Origin of the sequence: Sulfitobacter sp. EhC04 (assembly GCF_001650875.1) — a bacterium.
Classification (GTDB): domain Bacteria; phylum Pseudomonadota; class Alphaproteobacteria; order Rhodobacterales; family Rhodobacteraceae; genus Sulfitobacter.
The window spans coordinates 144,124-161,552 of record NZ_LXYI01000011.1 but is presented as its reverse complement, the minus strand read 5'-3'; the positions used below and the strand labels follow the sequence as shown (position 1 = coordinate 161,552).

22 protein-coding genes are annotated in these 17,429 nt (G+C 61.6%); 13 read left to right on the top strand and 9 right to left on the bottom strand.

Going from position 1 to position 17,429, the window contains the following annotated elements:
• Positions 1-99 precede the first annotated feature (99 nt).
• The 5 genes from thrS (at position 100) to A8B82_RS07140 (ending at position 4,803) form a co-directional block, all read left to right on the top strand.
• Positions 100-2,085: a threonine--tRNA ligase gene (thrS, locus tag A8B82_RS07160; RefSeq protein WP_067290132.1), complete on the top strand. Its 1,986-nt coding sequence runs from the start codon at positions 100-102 to the stop codon at positions 2,083-2,085.
• 201 nt (positions 2,086-2,286) lie between these two features.
• The gene (locus tag A8B82_RS07155) at positions 2,287-2,592 is read left to right on the top strand and encodes a BufA1 family periplasmic bufferin-type metallophore (RefSeq protein WP_067290129.1); all 306 of its coding nucleotides are present in this window, start codon (positions 2,287-2,289) and stop codon (positions 2,590-2,592) included.
• A gap of 63 nt (positions 2,593-2,655) precedes the next feature.
• A complete protein-coding gene (gene bufB / locus A8B82_RS07150; protein WP_067290127.1) occupies positions 2,656-3,504 on the top strand; it encodes an MNIO family bufferin maturase in 849 nt (282 codons plus the stop codon).
• Positions 3,501-4,241 (top strand): HvfC/BufC N-terminal domain-containing protein, encoded by a 741-nt coding sequence (locus A8B82_RS07145; RefSeq protein WP_067290124.1) that lies wholly within the window; start codon positions 3,501-3,503, stop codon positions 4,239-4,241. Before bufB ends, A8B82_RS07145 begins: the two co-directional genes overlap by 4 nt.
• Before the next feature lie 13 nt (positions 4,242-4,254).
• On the top strand, positions 4,255-4,803 hold the full coding sequence (locus tag A8B82_RS07140) for a DoxX family membrane protein (protein WP_067290122.1): 549 nt from the start codon (positions 4,255-4,257) through the stop codon (positions 4,801-4,803).
• Positions 4,804-5,384: 581 nt separating this feature from the next.
• Here A8B82_RS07140 and A8B82_RS07135 read toward each other — a convergent pair.
• On the bottom strand, positions 5,385-5,708 hold the full coding sequence (locus A8B82_RS07135; protein ID WP_067290120.1) for an arsenate reductase family protein: 324 nt from the start codon (positions 5,706-5,708) through the stop codon (positions 5,385-5,387).
• A 165-nt stretch (positions 5,709-5,873) separates the two neighbouring features.
• On the opposite strand from A8B82_RS07135, the gene A8B82_RS07130 reads away from it, so the two are divergent.
• Entirely contained in the window at positions 5,874-6,080 is a 207-nt protein-coding gene (locus A8B82_RS07130; protein ID WP_067290117.1) for a cold-shock protein, read from the top strand.
• A 44-nt stretch (positions 6,081-6,124) separates the two neighbouring features.
• On the opposite strand, the gene A8B82_RS07125 is transcribed toward A8B82_RS07130, so the two are convergent.
• Positions 6,125-6,418, bottom strand: a complete 294-nt coding sequence (locus A8B82_RS07125) for a hypothetical protein (protein ID WP_235604636.1) — start codon at positions 6,416-6,418, stop codon at positions 6,125-6,127.
• A gap of 86 nt (positions 6,419-6,504) precedes the next feature.
• The gene (locus A8B82_RS07120) at positions 6,505-7,689 is read right to left on the bottom strand and encodes a cytochrome P450 (protein ID WP_067290112.1); all 1,185 of its coding nucleotides are present in this window, start codon (positions 7,687-7,689) and stop codon (positions 6,505-6,507) included.
• Positions 7,690-7,870: 181 nt separating this feature from the next.
• Between A8B82_RS07120 and A8B82_RS07115 the strand changes: the two genes are divergently transcribed.
• Positions 7,871-8,155 (top strand): hypothetical protein, encoded by a 285-nt coding sequence (locus tag A8B82_RS07115; RefSeq protein WP_067290110.1) that lies wholly within the window; start codon positions 7,871-7,873, stop codon positions 8,153-8,155.
• Positions 8,156-8,518: 363 nt separating this feature from the next.
• Here A8B82_RS07115 and A8B82_RS23880 read toward each other — a convergent pair whose 3' ends face one another.
• The 3 genes from A8B82_RS23880 to thyX form a co-directional block, all read right to left on the bottom strand.
• Positions 8,519-8,821, bottom strand: a complete 303-nt coding sequence (locus tag A8B82_RS23880) for a hypothetical protein (protein WP_138069697.1) — start codon at positions 8,819-8,821, stop codon at positions 8,519-8,521.
• 35 nt (positions 8,822-8,856) lie between these two features.
• A complete protein-coding gene (locus A8B82_RS07110) occupies positions 8,857-9,291 on the bottom strand; it encodes a hypothetical protein (protein ID WP_138069696.1) in 435 nt (144 codons plus the stop codon).
• Between the two features lie 84 nt (positions 9,292-9,375).
• The gene (gene thyX / locus A8B82_RS07105) at positions 9,376-10,281 is read right to left on the bottom strand and encodes an FAD-dependent thymidylate synthase (RefSeq protein WP_067290098.1); all 906 of its coding nucleotides are present in this window, start codon (positions 10,279-10,281) and stop codon (positions 9,376-9,378) included.
• Positions 10,282-10,480: 199 nt separating this feature from the next.
• Between thyX and A8B82_RS07100 the strand changes: the two genes are divergently transcribed.
• The 5 genes from A8B82_RS07100 to A8B82_RS07080 are packed head-to-tail and all read left to right on the top strand — an operon-like array spanning position 10,481 to position 14,599.
• A complete protein-coding gene (locus tag A8B82_RS07100) occupies positions 10,481-11,362 on the top strand; it encodes a hypothetical protein (protein ID WP_138069695.1) in 882 nt (293 codons plus the stop codon).
• Positions 11,362-12,702: a tetratricopeptide repeat protein gene (locus A8B82_RS07095; RefSeq protein WP_067290092.1), complete on the top strand. Its 1,341-nt coding sequence runs from the start codon at positions 11,362-11,364 to the stop codon at positions 12,700-12,702. Before A8B82_RS07100 ends, A8B82_RS07095 begins: the two co-directional genes overlap by 1 nt.
• 24 nt (positions 12,703-12,726) lie before the next feature.
• On the top strand, positions 12,727-13,161 hold the full coding sequence (locus A8B82_RS07090; RefSeq protein WP_067290089.1) for a VOC family protein: 435 nt from the start codon (positions 12,727-12,729) through the stop codon (positions 13,159-13,161).
• Complete coding sequence (locus tag A8B82_RS07085) at positions 13,155-13,856, top strand: DUF1194 domain-containing protein (protein WP_067290087.1); 702 nt, start codon at positions 13,155-13,157, stop codon at positions 13,854-13,856. The genes A8B82_RS07090 and A8B82_RS07085 overlap by 7 nt, the downstream gene beginning before the upstream one ends.
• Positions 13,853-14,599 (top strand): DUF1194 domain-containing protein, encoded by a 747-nt coding sequence (locus A8B82_RS07080; RefSeq protein WP_067290085.1) that lies wholly within the window; start codon positions 13,853-13,855, stop codon positions 14,597-14,599. The genes A8B82_RS07085 and A8B82_RS07080 overlap by 4 nt, the downstream gene beginning before the upstream one ends.
• Here A8B82_RS07080 and A8B82_RS07075 read toward each other — a convergent pair.
• The 3 genes from A8B82_RS07075 to A8B82_RS07065 form a co-directional block, all read right to left on the bottom strand.
• Positions 14,593-15,093, bottom strand: coding sequence for a MarR family winged helix-turn-helix transcriptional regulator (locus tag A8B82_RS07075; protein WP_067290082.1), 501 nt, complete (start codon positions 15,091-15,093; stop codon positions 14,593-14,595). The two genes, A8B82_RS07080 and A8B82_RS07075, sit on opposite strands and share 7 nt — an antisense overlap.
• Before the next feature lie 371 nt (positions 15,094-15,464).
• Positions 15,465-15,737 (bottom strand): succinate dehydrogenase assembly factor 2, encoded by a 273-nt coding sequence (locus A8B82_RS07070; protein WP_067290081.1) that lies wholly within the window; start codon positions 15,735-15,737, stop codon positions 15,465-15,467.
• The gene (locus A8B82_RS07065) at positions 15,730-16,128 is read right to left on the bottom strand and encodes a helix-turn-helix domain-containing protein (RefSeq protein ID WP_067290078.1); all 399 of its coding nucleotides are present in this window, start codon (positions 16,126-16,128) and stop codon (positions 15,730-15,732) included. Before A8B82_RS07065 ends, A8B82_RS07070 begins: the two co-directional genes overlap by 8 nt.
• A 97-nt stretch (positions 16,129-16,225) precedes the next feature.
• Between A8B82_RS07065 and A8B82_RS07060 the strand changes: the two genes are divergently transcribed.
• Positions 16,226-17,428, top strand: a complete 1,203-nt coding sequence (locus A8B82_RS07060) for a pyridoxal phosphate-dependent aminotransferase (protein WP_067290076.1) — start codon at positions 16,226-16,228, stop codon at positions 17,426-17,428.
• Position 17,429: the final 1 nt, after the last annotated feature.

The following is a 17,429-nucleotide window of genomic DNA, read 5'->3' as shown; positions in this document are numbered from 1 at the left end:
CCGCGCCCCCTTGACGGCCCTGCCCCCGCTTGCCAGAAGACCCGAACACATAACCCGCAACCGGGCGTTCAGTGGGCGCCAAACCGACGAGGAGCCGATATGGCCCAGATTTCCCTCACCCTTCCCGATGGCAACGCACGGTCCTACGACGCAGGTATCACTGCGGGCGAGGTCGCAGCCGACATTTCCAAATCCCTCGGCAAGAAAGCCATTTCCGCCACCGTGAACGGCGCGCATTTCGATCTGGCATGGCCCATCGACGCGGATGCCGACATCGCCATCCACACCATGGCCGACGATGAGCAGGCCAATGAACTGGTGCGCCACGATCTGGCCCACATCATGGCCCGCGCCGTGCAGGAGATCTGGCCCGACACCAAGGTCACCATCGGGCCGGTGATCAAGGACGGCTGGTACTACGACTTTGACCGCGCCGAACCCTTCACCCCCGAAGACCTGGGCGCGATCGAGAAAAAGATGAAGGAAATCATCAACAAGCGCGATCCCGTCCGCACCGAAGTCTGGGACCGCGATGTTGCGATCAAATATTATCAGGACCGGGGCGAGCCCTATAAGGTCGAGCTGATCGAAAGCATTCCCGGCGATGAGCCGTTGCGCATGTACTGGCACGGCGACTGGCAGGATCTCTGCCGTGGTCCGCATCTGCAACACACCGGGCAAGTGCCCGGCGATGCCTTCAAGCTGATGTCCATCGCCGGTGCCTATTGGCGCGGCGACAGCAGCCGCGCAATGCTGCAACGCATCTACGGCGTCGCCTTTACCGGCAAGGAAAAGCTGCGCGCCCATCTGAACATGCTGGAAGAAGCCGCGAAACGCGACCACCGCAAGCTGGGCCGCGAGATGGACCTGTTCCACATGCAGGAGGAAGCTCCCGGACAGGTCTTCTGGCATCCGAACGGCTGGACCATCTACACCCTGTTGCAGGACTACATGCGCCGCAAGCAACGTGCGGGCGGCTACCGCGAGATCAACACCCCCCAGGTCGTCGACCGCAAGCTGTGGGAGGCCTCGGGCCACTGGGACAAGTACCAGCATCACATGTTCATCGTCGAAGTGGACGAAAGCCGCGATGGCGAGAACGACGACGCTGCGGTCAAGAACAAGGCCCAGACCCGCATCAACGCGCTGAAACCGATGAACTGCCCCTGCCACGTTCAGGTGTTCAATCAGGGCCTCAAATCCTACCGCGACCTGCCACTGCGGCTGGCTGAATTCGGCTCCTGCACCCGGTTCGAACCCTCCGGCGCGCTGCATGGCATCATGCGCGTGCGCGGCTTTACCCAGGACGACGCGCATATTTTCTGCACCGAGGACCAGATCGAGGCGGAATGCGCCCGTTTCATCGAATTCCTGGCGGAAATCTATGCCGAACTGGGCTTTCCCACCTTCGAGATCAAATTCGCCACCCGTCCCGAAAAGCGCGTGGGGTCGGAGGAATCCTGGGACTACGTCGAAAACGCTTTGGAAGAAGCGATCCGCAAGACCGGCCGCACCTACACGCTTGAGGCGGGCGACGGGGCGTTCTATGGGCCCAAGCTGGACTTCTACCTGACCGACGCAATTGGCCGGGTCTGGCAATGCGGCACCTTCCAGGTCGACCCGAACCTGCCCGAACGCCTGAATGCCACCTACATCGGTGAAGACGGCGCAAAACACCGCCCCTTCATGCTGCACCGCGCGACACTGGGCAGCTTCGAGCGTTTCATCGGCATCCTGATCGAGGAACACAGCGGCAAGCTGCCCTTCTGGCTGGCCCCGCGTCAGGTTGTCGTGGCCTCCATCACCTCCGAAGCGGATGACTATGTCCAGGAGGTCGTGGCGGAATTGCAAGCCAAAGGCGTGCGCGCCGAAGCGGACCTGCGCAACGAAAAGATCAACTACAAGGTCCGCGAACATTCCGTCGGCAAGGTGCCGGTGATCCTCGCTGTGGGTGCCCGCGAGGTGGAGGACAAAACCGTCTCCGTCCGCCGCCTTGGCGAAAAGCAGACCAGCGTGCAGCCGCTGGCCGAAGTGGCTGTAACATTGGCTGGCGAAGCCACACCACCGGACCTGCGCGACCTGTAACAATCACCGGGCGGCCCCCGCCGCCCGGACCCCGCTTGAAACATTATCGCGGAAATCACGCGGATTTCCCGCAACTTTCAGCAGATTTCTCACGTATCTCCTGACAGGATCGTGACACACCGGCTCGTGAATGGTGCTAAGGTCCGGTGACTGCTTTACTCAGGGCATCACAGGTTACACATGACGAATACAGGAGGATCTATGTCCAACACCATGAAATCATTCGCCATTGCAGGTGCGGTTGCCGCCGCGATGACCGCACATGCCACCACCACCGCCGAAGCGGCGTCCAAGGAAAAATGCTACGGCGTCAGCCTTGCAGGGGAAAACGACTGCGCGGCAGGCCCCGGCACAACCTGCGCCGGCACCTCCGTGAACGACTATCAGGGCAACGCCTGGACATTGGTTGACGCAGGCACCTGCGCCGACATCGACCTGCCGGAAATGGCCGACGGGACAGAGCGCACGGGCTCCCTTGAAGCGCTGGACCGCGACCTGCCCGCGTAAACACAATACCCGCACTCCGGGCGGTCCGTCCGGGGTGCGCCCCACGCAGCCCGGAGCGATATGATGCTTGACGCGGCCCGCCCGTTCGACCGTCTGCCAAACGCCCCCGGCGTCGGCTACAAACCCCAGCATTTCAACGACTTGCAGAACGACCCCGGCGATGTTGCCTGGATCGAGGTGCATGCAGAGAATTACATGGGTGACGGTGGCCGCCCGCTGGCCCAGCTGCGCGCGCTGTCGGAAAAATTTCCCCTGTCGGTGCATGGTGTCGGCCTCTCCATCGGCGGCGAAGGACCACTGGACCGCGACCATCTCGCCCGGCTGAAAAAGCTCTGCGACTGGGCCAAACCGGCCAGTTTCTCCGAACATCTGGCATGGTCCACCCATGGGGCGGAGTTCCTGAACGACCTGCTGCCGCTGCCCTATACCCAGGCCACGCTGGCCCGCGTCGCGGCGCATATCAATCAGGTGCAGGACCATCTGGGGCGGCAGATGCTGCTGGAAAACCCCTCCAGCTACCTTGTATTTGACGATTCCGACTTGTCTGAATGCGACTTTCTATCTGCCCTCACCCGGCAAACCGGCTGTGGTCTCTTGCTGGATGTGAACAATGTCTTCATTTCCGCCACCAATCTGGGGATCAGCGCGCAGGCCTATATCGACGCCTACCCGACCGAACAGGTGGGCGAGCTGCATGTCGGCGGCCATGACATAGATCACGACGATCACGGCGCGCCCCTGCTGATCGACAGCCATGGCAAGCCCGTGGCCGATCCGGTCTGGGCGCTGCTGGAATATGCGTTGGCGCAGACCGGCCCGAAACCGGTGCTGGTGGAATGGGACAACGATGTGCCCGACTGGCCGACCCTGCGGGCAGACGCCCGGCGCGCCGCGATGGCGCTTGCCGCATGACCTCCCAGGGGGCATTCCGGCAGGCCCTGCTGGACCCGGATCAGCCGGTGCCAACCGGCCTCAGCGATGGCAAGGCCACCCCCGCCGGACGGCGCTATGCCGTTTATCGCAACAACGTCACCGTCTCGCTGACCGATGCGATGAAAACCGCCTTCCCGCTGGTCCGCAAGCTGATCGGCGGCCAGCGCTTTGACCACCTCTCGCTGGAATTTGTCCGCAGCCATCCGCCCCGATCGCCGCTGATGATGTTCTACGGCGCTGATTTTCCCGCCTTCATCAAGGGGTTCGCCCCCCTGGCACAGATCGGCTACCTGCCCGATGCCGCCCGGCTCGACCTTGCCCTGCGCCAGTCCTACCATGCGGCAGATGCACCGCCTTTCGATCCCGCCCCGCTGGCGACAATGGCCCCCGACGCGCTCTCGGACCTGCGCCTGCCATTGGCCCCGGCCAGCGTGATCCTGCGCTCGGCATGGCCGCTCTACGACATCTGGCGCTTCAACATGCAGGCAGAGGCCCCCAAACCCGCCGCACACCCCCAGGACGTGCTGGTCACCCGGCCCGAATTCGACCCGCTGCCGCACCCCCTGCCCTCCGGTGCCGCCGACTGGCTCGCGGCACTGGCCGAGGGTCAAACCCTGGGTGACGCCGTGGACAGGGCCAGCGCGTGCCACCCTGATTTCGACCTCGGCCCCTGTCTGGCCGCCGCCCTCACCGCCCGGGCGTTTTCCGCCCTTTGACCAAGGACACGATATGTCATCACTTCTGTCTCGCTACTTTGCCCTTACGGACCGGCTGGGACGGGCGGACTGGCTTTTGTCAACGCTTGCAAGGTTCCTCTTTGCGGCGGTCCTGCTGGTCTATTTCCTGAACTCCGGCCTGACCAAGCTGGGCGAGGGTCTGGCGGGGCTTTTCGTGCCCTCCGCCGGGGCCTATGCCCAGATTTTCCCCAAGGCCTTCGAGGCCGCAGGCTATGACACGGACGCGCTTTCCGTGTTTCACCAGATCGTTGTCGTTGCCGGCACCTGGGCCGAATTCATCCTGCCCGCCGCCATCGTGCTGGGGCTGTTCACCCGCCTCGCGGCACTTGGCATGATCGGCTTTGTTGTCCTGCAATCGCTGACCGACATTTACGGCCACGGCCAGACCGATGCACTGGGCGCATGGTTCGACCGCTTCCCCGATGCGCTGGTGCTGGACCAACGCGGCCTCTGGGTGTTGCTGTTGCTGGTGCTGGTGGTCAAGGGGGCCGGGCCGCTGTCCTTCGACCGGGCGCTGCGCGGCGGAACCGGGCGGGTTTGACCAATGTTCACGCGAACCGACACCCTCCGGAAGGCCGCAAGCGGACGCTCTGACCGAGGCGGTTGGGTGTCGGCTATGCGGGCTTTGCGGTCTTACACCAAAGCCCGGAATCAAGCCGAAGGCGCCGGGCCGCGCATCGCAGGGCCGTGGTGCGGCGATCCGACAGCAGTGACTGGCACTTTATGGCAGCCAAACAATTCCTACCTGACGATGAGGCACAACAGCAGCCAAATCGCCGTGCCGGGGGACGGCCCGTCATGTCGCAGACATGCCTCTGGCATGATGCGCGGCGGCCTTCGGCCTTGACTCCGCGCGAGCGGAAAGGCCTCTTTCCAGGCCTCCGCCCCACGTCAACCCAATGTCCGTATTGTCGGTTCGATTGCACAGGGGTGGCGGTCGCCTCTGAACATCCCAGTCAATTTTCGCTGCACATGGATAATCATTCTGGTGTCAGCCAGCACGCGTTTACAGCGACCCGCCTTTAACCTGAAGCATATCACATCGCCAATGTCCCGAGAGCGCGCGGCGCGGCATGGTATTGGCGATTCAAGTTCAAGGCGGGGCGCTTTAACCGGCAGGAGTCAGGACCGAAGGGACTTCAGATCGGCCTCGACGTCCTTGCTCCACCCCAGAAAAAGCGCATTGCCCGCCGCAATCAGCGGTCGTTTCATCACCGCCGGATGTGCCTTGATCAGATCCCGCGCCGCCATGCCGCGCTCTGCCTCATCCAACCCCCGCCAGGTGGCCGAGCGCGTGTTGACCAGCGCCCCCTGAAACTGCGCCAGTGCCGCATCCAGTACCGCGTCAGGCAGGCCTTCGGCCCGCACATCCACCAATTCCGCATCAGGCAGCGATTTCAGCGCCTTGCGGCAGGTGTCACAATTCTTCAATCCATAGATGCGCATTTCGCAGGCCCTTTTGTCAGTCCACAGCACTTTATTGCAGGAAATTTGGACGGGAAACTTGATTTTCCCACTCAGCGCTCAATCTTTTCATGTGTGGGTCCGGGCACTGACCAGACCCACCCTGCCCCGGCAGGAACAGCAAAGATCAAAGGAGGCACGGACATTATGCCAACTGGCACCGTGAAGTGGTTCAACACGACCAAAGGGTACGGTTTCATCGCGCCCGAAGGCGGGGGGAACGACGTTTTTGTACATATCTCTGCAGTGGAGCAATCCGGCCTGACCGGCCTTGCCGACGAGCAGAAAGTGAGTTTTGAACTCAGCGAGGGACGCGACGGCCGTCAGATGGCGACCGATCTGGCGCTGCTCTGACCGATGTGGTCCCGGCGGCATTGCACCGGGACCCCTTGATCACATCAGTCGCAGCCCTTCAGACCCGCCTGACAATGCGCGCGCGCCGAGCGCACGTAATGTTTCTTGACCGGTTTGTGCTGGCGCACCGGATGGGCCATGGCCTGCTGGTAGGTCATGCTCTGGTTTGGTGACCCACAGCAGATAACCCCAGCGATTGTAATGGGTTGCAGGCCCGCCGGGCAGTAATTTGCACTGGCTGGATAGGCATAGATCTTGGGCCCTGCCGCGACCTGCGCAGGCATCAATGTGGCGAATGTCATGGCGACGGCAGCCATCGCTCCGGTTGTGAGACGCATGTTTTCCCTCGTATATAGTACCGCTTTTATGGCCCAAGTGTGACCGCGCGCGGCTGGGCTGTCCAGCGTTTATTGCTTCATTTGTCCTAACTTAGCCGCGCAGGCAGGTGTTGATAGCCGTGAAAGCGGATGCGCCCGCCGGGGACGCGCAGACCTGTCAGGGCATAGCTCGGGAAGCGTTGCAGGAAACGGGCTATCGCAATGCGCCCCTCCATCCGCGCCAGGGTCAGCCCGACACAGACATGCGGCCCTCCGGCAAAGGCCAGATGCCGGTTCGGCTTGCGGGTGATGTCGAAGGTCGCCGGATCGTCAAAGACTTCCGGGTCACGGTTGGCCGCACCGATGCACAGGTGCAGGTTGCTGCCCGCAGGGATATCAAACCCGCCCAGCGTGACCTGCGCGGTTGTCTCACGGTTGCCGAACTGGTTTGGGGACCGCAGGCGCAGAACCTCTTCCACCGTGGTGTCGATCAGGGCAGGATCATCCATGAGCCGCTGCTTCTGATCAGGGAAATCATGCAGCAACGCCAGGCCATTGCCGATCAGGTTGGTCGTGGTCTCATGCCCTGCATTGAGGATGAAAATACAGTTCTGGATCAACTCGATCTCGCTCAGCCTGCCGCTGTCGTCGCCATTGATCAGGCGGGTCAGCACATCGGTCTCGGGGTCGCCCGGATCGGCGCGGCGGCGGGCGATGAGGTCTTGCAGGTAGGTCTTGAATTCTGTCACCGCCCGGTGCCCACGGGCAAGCTGCGCCTCGGTCAGGGTGGGCTCCAGCGCGCCAAGAATGGCCAGCGACCAATCCCGCAGGGGCGCGCGTTCATCCATCGGGACATCCAGCAGGTTGCCGATGATCTGGATCGGGATGGAGGAGGCGAAATCCTCGATCAGGTCGGCCTCCCGCGGCATGGCATCCAGCAGGTGATCGACGGTAGCTATCAGGCCGGGTTCCATCCGCGCCAGCGCCTTGGGCGTGAGGGCGGAGGTCATGATCCGCCGCACGCGGGTGTGCAGCGGCGGGTCGTTGAACACGAGGCTGGTCGTGTGATGTTCATAGAGCGGGGAACCGGGGCCGAATTTGGGCGCAAAGGCCTGTTTCTTGTCGGAGATATAGAGGGTGGTGTCGCGGTAGATCGCGTTCAGATCGGCGTGGCGGCTGATCAGGAACGACCCGTCGGGCTGGGGGCAGAAGGGGGCCTCGGCCAGCAGCCGGTCGTAATGCGGGAAGGGATTTTCGAGGAAATCCGCAGGGGGATTGGACAGGTCGAACATGGGCGGAGTCTGGGGGGATTTTCGCGGCTGTCAATGAGGTGCGGAGCGGTTCACAGCTGTGAACTTTAAGGTATTGTTAATGTTGATTTATTTTTGGTTTCCGGTGCGTTCGGCGGGGTGTTGCGATCCGGCGGGACCGCGGGTTTCAAACTTTTGCCCAAATCGGGCGGTATGGACCCGCATGGAATTCGTGAAAGCCCGCGAGCACGGCTGGCTGGAAAGCCTGAGCCAATATGAAACGCCAATCCAGATGGGTGTGCTGGCGCTTGTCGTAGTGTTCCTGGGATGGCAGGCCGTCCGCCTCTGGCGCAAGCCGCGCCGGTCGCAGGCGTGCCGTTGGCGCAAGGACGGTGCGAAGGGTGGGATGCGGCGCTGGCGGTGTACGCAATGCGGCATCGACGCGTTCAGCCAAGACCGGCGACCACCGACGATCTGCAAACGGGGATTGCGAGAAGTCGGGCTTTAGCAGGGTTGCCCACCTGTCCCTGCCTTGGGTGACTTATTCAGGACACCGCTCTATCGGAACCTCACGCCCGGCGCGTCTGTGGGGTGAGGCATGGTCCGGCGAAGCCGGATCAAAAGGTCCGGGGGACCTTTTGAAATGCCAAACGCGGATTGCGCGAGCAATTCGCCGGGGATGCAAGCGCTGCCCTCAACAGAAAGCACCGCGCCCGAACCGAGGGGTGGGAAGCGAAGCGCCCGCCCCGTGGGGGCGGTTCGGGCGCTGCCAAATCGGAGATTTGGCATGGATGCGGAAAGATTGAGGGAGTTCCTTAGAGTGACTGTAAATCGGTGCCGCAGATCTTAGAAGCCGCCATTACGCTGACTATTAATCACCAGTAAACTTTGTCATTTGGGTTCTTGCTGTAAACCCTGCGGTTAAGGGCGGCACAATGGACCCGACCCAAACGAATAAATCACGAGAGGTCAAAAAAGCTTCATACACGACATGACACATTGGAAAAGCAAGAAACAGGAAAGATGAGCCAAGAAATACTGCATTTTGTCCAAGAGTGAGTGGCTCAGGTTTCATAACAATATCGTTGGCTTTGCTACCAACAACGAAAAATAGGAAGACCATGCAAAAAACAAAAATCTTCCAATACTCGAAATGTGGCTCCTGAACTTCCACCAATTAAAATTCCTAAAATTTAAACGCTACTTCTTCTAGTCAATGAATATAAAATTTCCATACTCTATACCAGTTTGCCCCAACTGATCCTCGGTCAAAGGTACCGCCCCCGAGTCTTTCGCCCCCAAGTACGCCCAGCATCCTTGGGAACAAACTCCTTGTGCTTGCCCAGCAATTTCGCCCGAGTCAAGTTTAACCCAAACATCGGAACCCTTGAACGACCCAATTTCCTCCACATCGGAAACACTGAACTTTTGCAACGGCTCGATTTCACCCAGCTCTTCATTGAAAGCGTTGCCGAACCACGCGGACGGCTTCTTTGCATAAACCTTCAGCCTACCAATTGGCTCGACCGTTTGTGCATCTAAGACAGCGGTTGGTCCAGGGACCAGTACAGTCTTGCTTTGAGCAAGGGCGCTGAACCCAGCCATAGTAAACGCTGCTCCTAGCGCAAATACCATCTTTATCATGTCGGTTTTCCGATTAGTGAGCATAGGTAGCCTCCTCTGATACGAGAAAGGCTAAAGCATAATGTCCTTAATACCGGGTAAAAATCAACCCAAAACCCCCTCAAACTCCCGCCATTCCCCCTTCGACATCCCCGACGTCTCCTGAGTGACCTCCTCCCCCTTCAGCATCCGGCGCACGCAGTCCAGCGCCTTGCCCGACAGGGTCGCACCGCCCAGACGGTAATCCTCGAAGGCACCATAAGCCGCCGGGACCCAGTCGGCCACAACATTGCAGATCGCATCGGCATAGACCCGGATCTCGTATTGCGCATGGGCGTCGGCGCGCAGGCGGAGGAAGTGGAACAGGTTGTGCAGATCCACTTTCCAATACCATTGGGTATAGACATTGGCGGGCAGGTTCATGCGGGCGAGTTCGCGGGCCAGGCCGTCCTGCCCCTCCTGGGAAATCATCTGTTCGTAATTGTCATAGGCGCGGTTGCTGTCGGATTTCAGGATTTCGAGGACGCGGGCGGCCTCCTCGCCCTCCAGCACGCCACCGCGGCCCTGGTTGTTGACCACGGATTGCGCGTTGATGTGTTCCGGCGCGGGAATGTAGAATTCGCGGTCCAGGATCGAATAGCGGGCGGAGTATTCGTTGACGTTGGCGGTGCGGTGCCTGATCCACTGGCGGGCGACAAAGACGGGCAGTTTGACGTGCAGCTTGATCTCGCACATCTCGAAGGGCGTGGAATGCCAGTGCCGCATCAGATAGCGGATCAGCCCTTCGTCGTTCTGCACGCTCTTGGTGCCCTTGCCATAGGACACGCGGGCGGCCTGGCAGATCGCTGAATCGTCGCCCATGTAGTCGATGACCCGGATAAAACCGTGATCCAGCACCTCATGCGCGCGGTAGAGATGCGCCTCCATCCCCGGCACGGTGGCGCGCAGGGTCTGCTGCGACTGGCTGCGCAGGGTGTCGATTTCGGCTTGTTGCTCGGGCGTGAGGGTCATGGGGCGCGTCCTGTGATGGGCTTGGGATTCGCGTTTTACTATATCTGCGGGGGTGCGTCACAGGAACCACGATATGCGGTATTGTTTTTGGGATGCACTGCGCGATGAAAATAACCCGGCCCCGTATCGCGCGTTGACAAGACGCGTGACGGTTTGGGAGGGTGCGGAAAAACAAAGATATATATTGAGGGCAGAACACGTGACACGTCTATGGATGGGCCTTGCGGTCGGAATTGGCCTTGCGGGCTGTAGCGGAACACCCCCTTTTGGCGGGGATGCAGTGGATCAGGGCGGCGCGGATACCGACGCGGGCAATGTCTATCTGGATGAGCAGAACACGTTCCTGTCGCTGAACAACATCAGCTATGATCCGGGTTCCGATACGCTGACGCTGAACAACATTCCGTTTGACGACCCCGACAACGCCTATGAGCGGATCGGGACGGAGCAGTTCAACAACGGCTTCAACGCCTATCAGAGCGCGCCCGCGGCGGGCACCAACGAGATCCAGTATTTCGCGGTCTTCCGGCGATCCGACAGCGGGCTAACGCAGGTCGCGGCGGCGGGGACAACGGCCTATATTGATTTTGGTTATGGCGGTGCCGGGGCGCAGCGGCTGGGCGCGACTCCGTCGCTGCCGGCGAATGGCATCTATTCCTATTCGGGCGAATATGCCGGGGTACGCACCAGCCTGAACGCGGGCGTCAATGGTGAAAACGTGGTGAATTATGTTACCGGCGACGTGGAACTGGCGGTCGATTTCGACGATTTCGATGATACCGGCACGATTGGCGGCTTTGTGACGAACCGGGCGCTTTACAATGATGCCGGTCAGCCGATTGGCGCGCTGGACGGGTTCATCTCGCTTCAGGATACGACAATTGATTTCGCCACAGCCACAACGGTGACAGCCGACGCCAGTGAGGTTGTCGGCGGCAATATCGTCCGCTCCGGCAGCTGGGAAGGTGTGCTGGCAGGCCCCGGCGGGACCGAGGTTGCGGGGATTCTGTTTGTCGAAGGGGCCACGGGCAATGCCAACAACGGCATCCGCGAAGTGGGTGGTTTCATCGCGGAGCGGTGATGAAACGCCTGACATTGCCCCTCGCCTGTGCGCTGGTCATCGCCGGAGCGGGGTTGGCGCAAACCACATTGGACCCGGATGAGGCCAGGCTGACAGCGGCGCAGTTGCTGTCGGCGGGACAGCTGCGCGCGGCGGCTGACATCACCACGGTGCTGATCAGGCGGGACGCGCGGGATACGCCCAGTCTGATCGTGCATGCCCATGCGATGCGCAGGCTGGAACGCTATGGCCCCGCGCAACAGGCCGCGCGGCAAGCCTGGCGCACGGCGGAGCGGGACATCGAGAAATACGGCGCGGCACTGGCGATGGCGCAGGCGCTTTCGTCGGACGGCAAGAAGACGCGGGCGCAGTTCTGGCTGCGCCGCGCGGCCCAGGTGGCGCCGAGCCAGCGCATGCGCAACCGGGCGGTGCGCGATTACCAGTTCGTGCGCACGGCGAACCCATGGTCGGTGAATTTCTCTTTCGGGATCAACCCCAGCGACAACGTCAACAACGCCCCGCGCGACAATACCTTTGTGCTGGGGGGGCTGATTTTTACCAACCCGGCGGCTGTGCCGATTTCGGGTCTGTCGATCAGCACGGACACGACGCTGCGCTATAATTTCAACGTCCAGACCACCAGCCGGAACTTCGTCGCACTGCGCTGGACGGAAAGCCATGTGGTCTTTACCGACGATGACGTGCCTGCCGGTGTCAGCGCATCGGACTACGCCTTTCGCAGGTTGCAGGCGCGGGTGGGACACGACTGGACCAACGGGCCGGGCAAGCCGCGCCAGACGGTTTCTTTCAGCTTTGGCCAGCTTTGGTCGGGTGGTACTCACTTTGCCTACGACTATGAGGTCGAGTTTCGGCAGGCCTTCCAGCGCAAGAACGGGCGCAGTTTTGTCTGGGATGCGCGTTTCGGTCATTCCGACCGAAAGGATGCGGCGATCCGGTCAAACAACACCTATGCGCTGGGTGGGCGGTGGAGCCGTCCCCTGGCCAGCGGCGACAGGATCAGCTGGGACGCCGCAGTGACACGCACCGACAGTGACAGCCGCGCCATCGCCCACACCAGGCTGAACCTTGGATCGCAATATGCCTTTGCCGAGCCGGTGCTGGGCGCGCAGGCATTGGTATCGGTCGCGGGCGAGCTGCGCCAATACGACGATCCGCTCTATAGCCCGCAGGCGCGACGCGACGTCAAGGCGACGATTTCCGGCTCATTACTCTTTGTTGATTTTGACACTTTCGGTTTCGCCCCTAAACTTACACTCGAAGCGAGCCAGACAAGTTCGAACATCACCCGCTTCGAGACACGGAACTTCGGGCTGAACATCGGCTTTCAATCGCTATTCTGAGCCCGGCGACACAAAGGAAACCGCATGCCGATCAAATATCTGCACACCATGGTGCGCGTCAAAGACCTTGATGCCTCGATTGATTTCTACAAGAAGCTGGGGCTGATCGAACGCCGCCGGATCGACCACGAGGGCGGGCGGTTTACGCTGGTGTTCCTGTGTCCCCCCGGCATGGAGGATGGCCATGCGGATGTGGAGCTGACCTATAACTGGGACGGCGACGACGCGTTGCCCGGCGACAGCCGGCATTTCGGGCACCTCGCCTATACGGTCGAGAATATCTATGACATGTGCCAGAGCCTGATGGACCAGGGCGTGACGATCAACCGTCCGCCGCGCGACGGGCACATGGCCTTTGTGCGCAGCCCCGACAACATCTCGGTCGAGCTGTTGCAGGAGGGCGATGCCCTGCCCGAGCAGGAACCCTGGGCCAGCATGGAAAACACCGGTCATTGGTAAGGGCCGCCGCCCTTCTGGCGCTGCTTGCCACCCCTGCGGCGGCGGCGGATTGCCGTCTGGCGCTGGTGCTGGCGATGGATGTGTCCAGTTCGGTGGACCCCTCCGAGGACCGGTTGCAGCGGCAGGGCACGGCGACCGCCCTGACGTCGCCCGAGGTGGCCGAGGCCTTCTTTGCCTCGGACCTGCCGGTGGCGCTTGCGGTTTACGAATGGTCGGGGCGGTATAACCAGCAGGTCATACTGGATTGGACGATGATCGACAGCCCCATGGCCCTGACGGGGGCGGCGGAGACTGTGGCGGCCAGCCTGCGCAGCCACAACGAGTTTCCCACCGCCATGGGCTATGCGCTGGGGTTTGGCGCGGGCCTGCTGGCGCGTGCGCCCGATTGTCTGGAAAAGACCCTGGACATCTCCGGGGACGGTCAGAACAACGAGGGGTTTGGCCCTGATATCGCCTATCGCGAATTCCCCTTTGACGGGGTGACGGTGAACGGGCTGGCGATCAACGCGGCCGATTTCGAGGGTGAACTGGGGTTGATCGCCTTTTACCGGGGCGAGGTGCTGCACGGGCCGGGGGCCTTTGTGGTGATCGCGGACGGGTTTTCGGACTTTGCCCGAGCGATGCGGCAAAAGCTGGTGCGCGAAGTGTCCCCGGCGGCGATCGGGGCCCTGATCCGCCGCGAGGGGGACAGGTGATCCGTCTTGCGGCCCTTGTGGCCGCCCTTTTGCTGGGGCCGGTGCTGGCCCATGCCGATTGCCGTCAGGCGCTGGCGCTGGCGCTGGATGTATCCGGCTCTGTCGATGCGCGGGAATATCGCCAGCAGATCGGCGGGCTGACAGAGGCGCTGGACAGCCCGGAGGTGCGCGCCCGCATTCTGGCGATGCCGCAGGCACCTGTCCGTCTGATGGTGTTTGAATGGAGTGGCCCGCAGGATCAGGTGGAGCTGGTGCCCTGGACCGACCTGGACAGTACCGCCGACCTTGACGGCGTGATCGAAACCCTGCGTCAGACCACCCGGCGCGCCGCGGCACCCGGCACCGCGCTGGGGGTGGCAATGGCCGACGGGGTGCGCAGACTGTCTGGCCAGAGTGATTGCTGGAAACGCACGCTGGATATTTCAGGCGATGGAAAGTCCAACCTCGGCCCCCGCCCCCGCACTGTCAAAACCCAGCTTGAAGGCAGCGGCGTGACCATCAATGCGCTGGTGATCGGGGTGGACGACCCCCGGTCAGGTGACATCCGCCAGGCCGAGATCGGAGAGCTGTCCTCCTACTTCCGGGCGGAGGTGATCATGGGGCCGGATGCCTTTGTGCGCACCGCCATCGGCTTTGCCGATTATGCCCGCGCGATGAAGGAAAAACTGTTGAAGGAACTGGAGGGGCTGGTGGTTTCCGAACTGGTGCCCCCTGCCCGGAACCTGCGCGCGGCAGATCAGTAGATATAGCGGATCTGGTCGGTCCAGTACCGTTCCATCCGTTTCAGCGACAGGGTGATGTCGGCAATGCCCGTCGGGCCCAGCACGCGTTTCTCTTCCAATCCGTCGGCATGGCGCGAGAAGAGGTCAGACACCACATCGCGGATATTGCGCCCCTTTTCGGTCAGGCGGACCCGGACGGAGCGGCGGTCGATCTCGCACCGGTTGTGGTGCATATAGCCCATTTCGACCAGTTTCTTGAGGTTGTAGCTGACGTTGGAGCCCTGGTAGTAGCCCCGGCTTTTCAATTCGCCCGCCGTCACCTCGTTATCGCCGATGTTGAACAGCAGCAGGGCCTGTACCGCGTTGATTTCCAGCACGCCGACGCGTTCGAATTCATCCTTGATCACGTCCAGCAGCAGGCGATGCAGACGCTCGACCAGCGACAGCGCCTCAAGATATCCCATCATGAAGCCCTTTTCCCGTCCGGGGATGGCCATTGGTTCCTGAATGCTCATTTCTCTCTCCGACTCGGTGCGTTGGAGGGAATTTGCGCAAAAAAGCAGAATATTTCGTTAAACGGAAAGTGAAGCGGGCGTGCGGTGGGGGCATCCGGCCCCTGGCGGAGCTTCATAACCGGCGCAGTGAAGGGCCGGTTCGCGCCCTTTTCCACTTTCCGTTCGCGCGGAATCAAGGCCGCAGGCCGCCGCGCATTGCCGGGCCGTCCCCCGGCACGGCGATTTGGCTGCTGTTGTGCCTGACAGGCAGGTAGGAAGTGTTTGGCTGCCATTAAGTGGCATGAACGACGGTCGGATCGCCGCACCACGGCCCAGCGATGCGCGGCTTGGCGTTACACTGAGAACAGCAACAAAATCCCGTATGGCAGACCCTACGCCGGTCGAACCCCGCCCGCCAGTTGCGCGCGGATCATGGTGATGAACGGCGCGTAGCGGTTAGGCGGTTCTGCCTGTTCGGAAACCCACAGATAGAGATCGTGATCGCTTTCGTTCAGCATCTCTTCGTAGAGGGTCAGATCGGCGTCATTCATCTGCGCCAGGTGAACAGCGGCAAAGGCGGGCAGGATCAGGTCCATTTCCTTGATCCCGCGCCGCATCGACCGCATGTGCAGCCGCTTTACCCGGTGTTCGGCAAGCTCAGACATTCGCGGTGTCTGTCATGACACGGCGCAGGCGTTTTTCCAGCCGCCCCATGTCTTCGGCCTTGCGCATCATGTCCGCGCGCAGGCTGCGGATTTCCGACATGATCTCTGTCAGGCCCGCGTTGTCGGGTATCGCCGCATCCGGCGCAACGATGCCTTCGCCTTCGCCGTTGATCAGCCACATCATCGACACGTTCAGCAATCCTGCCAGCATCGACAGCCGGTTCGCGCGTGGTTCTGCATGGTCATCTTCCCAGCCGCGCAGGGTGGGCAACTGCACACCCAGCCGCTTGGCCAGTTCTCCCTGGCTCATGCCAGCTTGTTCGCGTGCTGCGGCGAGCCTGTCGCCAAAGGTTGCAGCATCGGGTCCGTACCAGTCCGTTACATCGTCCATTCATCATCCCTTTCATCAGAACAAAGGCGTTCTTTCTTGATCGGTTTGCCTCTCCCCCCTAAGAGGGTCGCGCATACATCACATACCGAGGTCCGGAATGGAACTGCTCTCTGCGACGCTTGACCGCGTCAAACCGTCCCCCACAATTGCTGTCACCACCAAGGCGGCGGAACTCAAGGCTGCGGGGCGCGACATCATCGGCCTTGGCGCGGGCGAGCCGGACTTCGACACGCCGCAGAACATCAAGGACGCGGCCGTCGCGGCGATCGCCTCTGGCAAGACGAAGTATACCCCAGTTGACGGCATTCCGGAACTCAAGCAGGCGATCTGCGAAAAGTTCAAGCGTGACAACGGGTTGGACTACAAACCTTCGCAGGTCAGCGTCGGTACGGGCGGCAAGCAGATCCTCTATAACGCGCTGATGGCGACGATGAACCCCGGCGAGGAAGTCGTGATTCCCGCGCCTTACTGGGTCAGTTACCCCGACATGGTGCTGCTGGCGGGGGGGGAACCTGTGATCGCGCCCGCAACCCTGGAAGACGATTTCAAGCTGACGCCCGCGGCCCTGGAAGCCGCGATCACGCCGAAAACAAAATGGTTCATTTTCAACTCACCCTCGAACCCCACCGGCGCGGGCTACAGCCGGGACGAACTGAAGGGGCTGACCGATGTGTTGCTGCGTCACCCGCATGTCTGGGTGATGAGCGACGACATGTATGAGCATCTGGCCTATGACGGGTTCGAGTTCTGCACCCCGGCGCAGGTTGAACCGGCACTTTATGACCGGACGCTGACGGTCAACGGCGTGTCCAAGGCCTATGCCATGACCGGCTGGCGCATCGGCTATGCCGCAGGCCCCGAAAAGCTGATTGGCGCGATGCGCAAGATCCAGTCGCAGAGCACTTCCAACCCCTGTACCATCAGCCAGTGGGCGGCGGTGGAGGCGTTGAACGGCACGCAGGATTACATCGCCCCCAACAACGAGATGTTCGTGCGCCGCCGCAACCTTGTGGTTTCCATGCTGAATGCGATCGACGGTGTCACCTGCCCGGTGCCGGAGGGGGCATTCTATGTCTACCCCTCCATCGCCGGGCTGATCGGCAAGACCTCTGCCGGGGGGGCCAGGATCGAGAATGACGAGGCCTTTGCCACCGCCCTGCTGGAAGAGACCGGGGTGGCCGTGGTGTTCGGGGCCGCCTTCGGGCTTTCACCCAACTTCCGGGTCAGCTACGCTACGTCCGATGCAGCGCTGAAAGAGGCCTGCGGCCGCATCCAGACCTTCTGCGCGGGCTGCGTGTAAC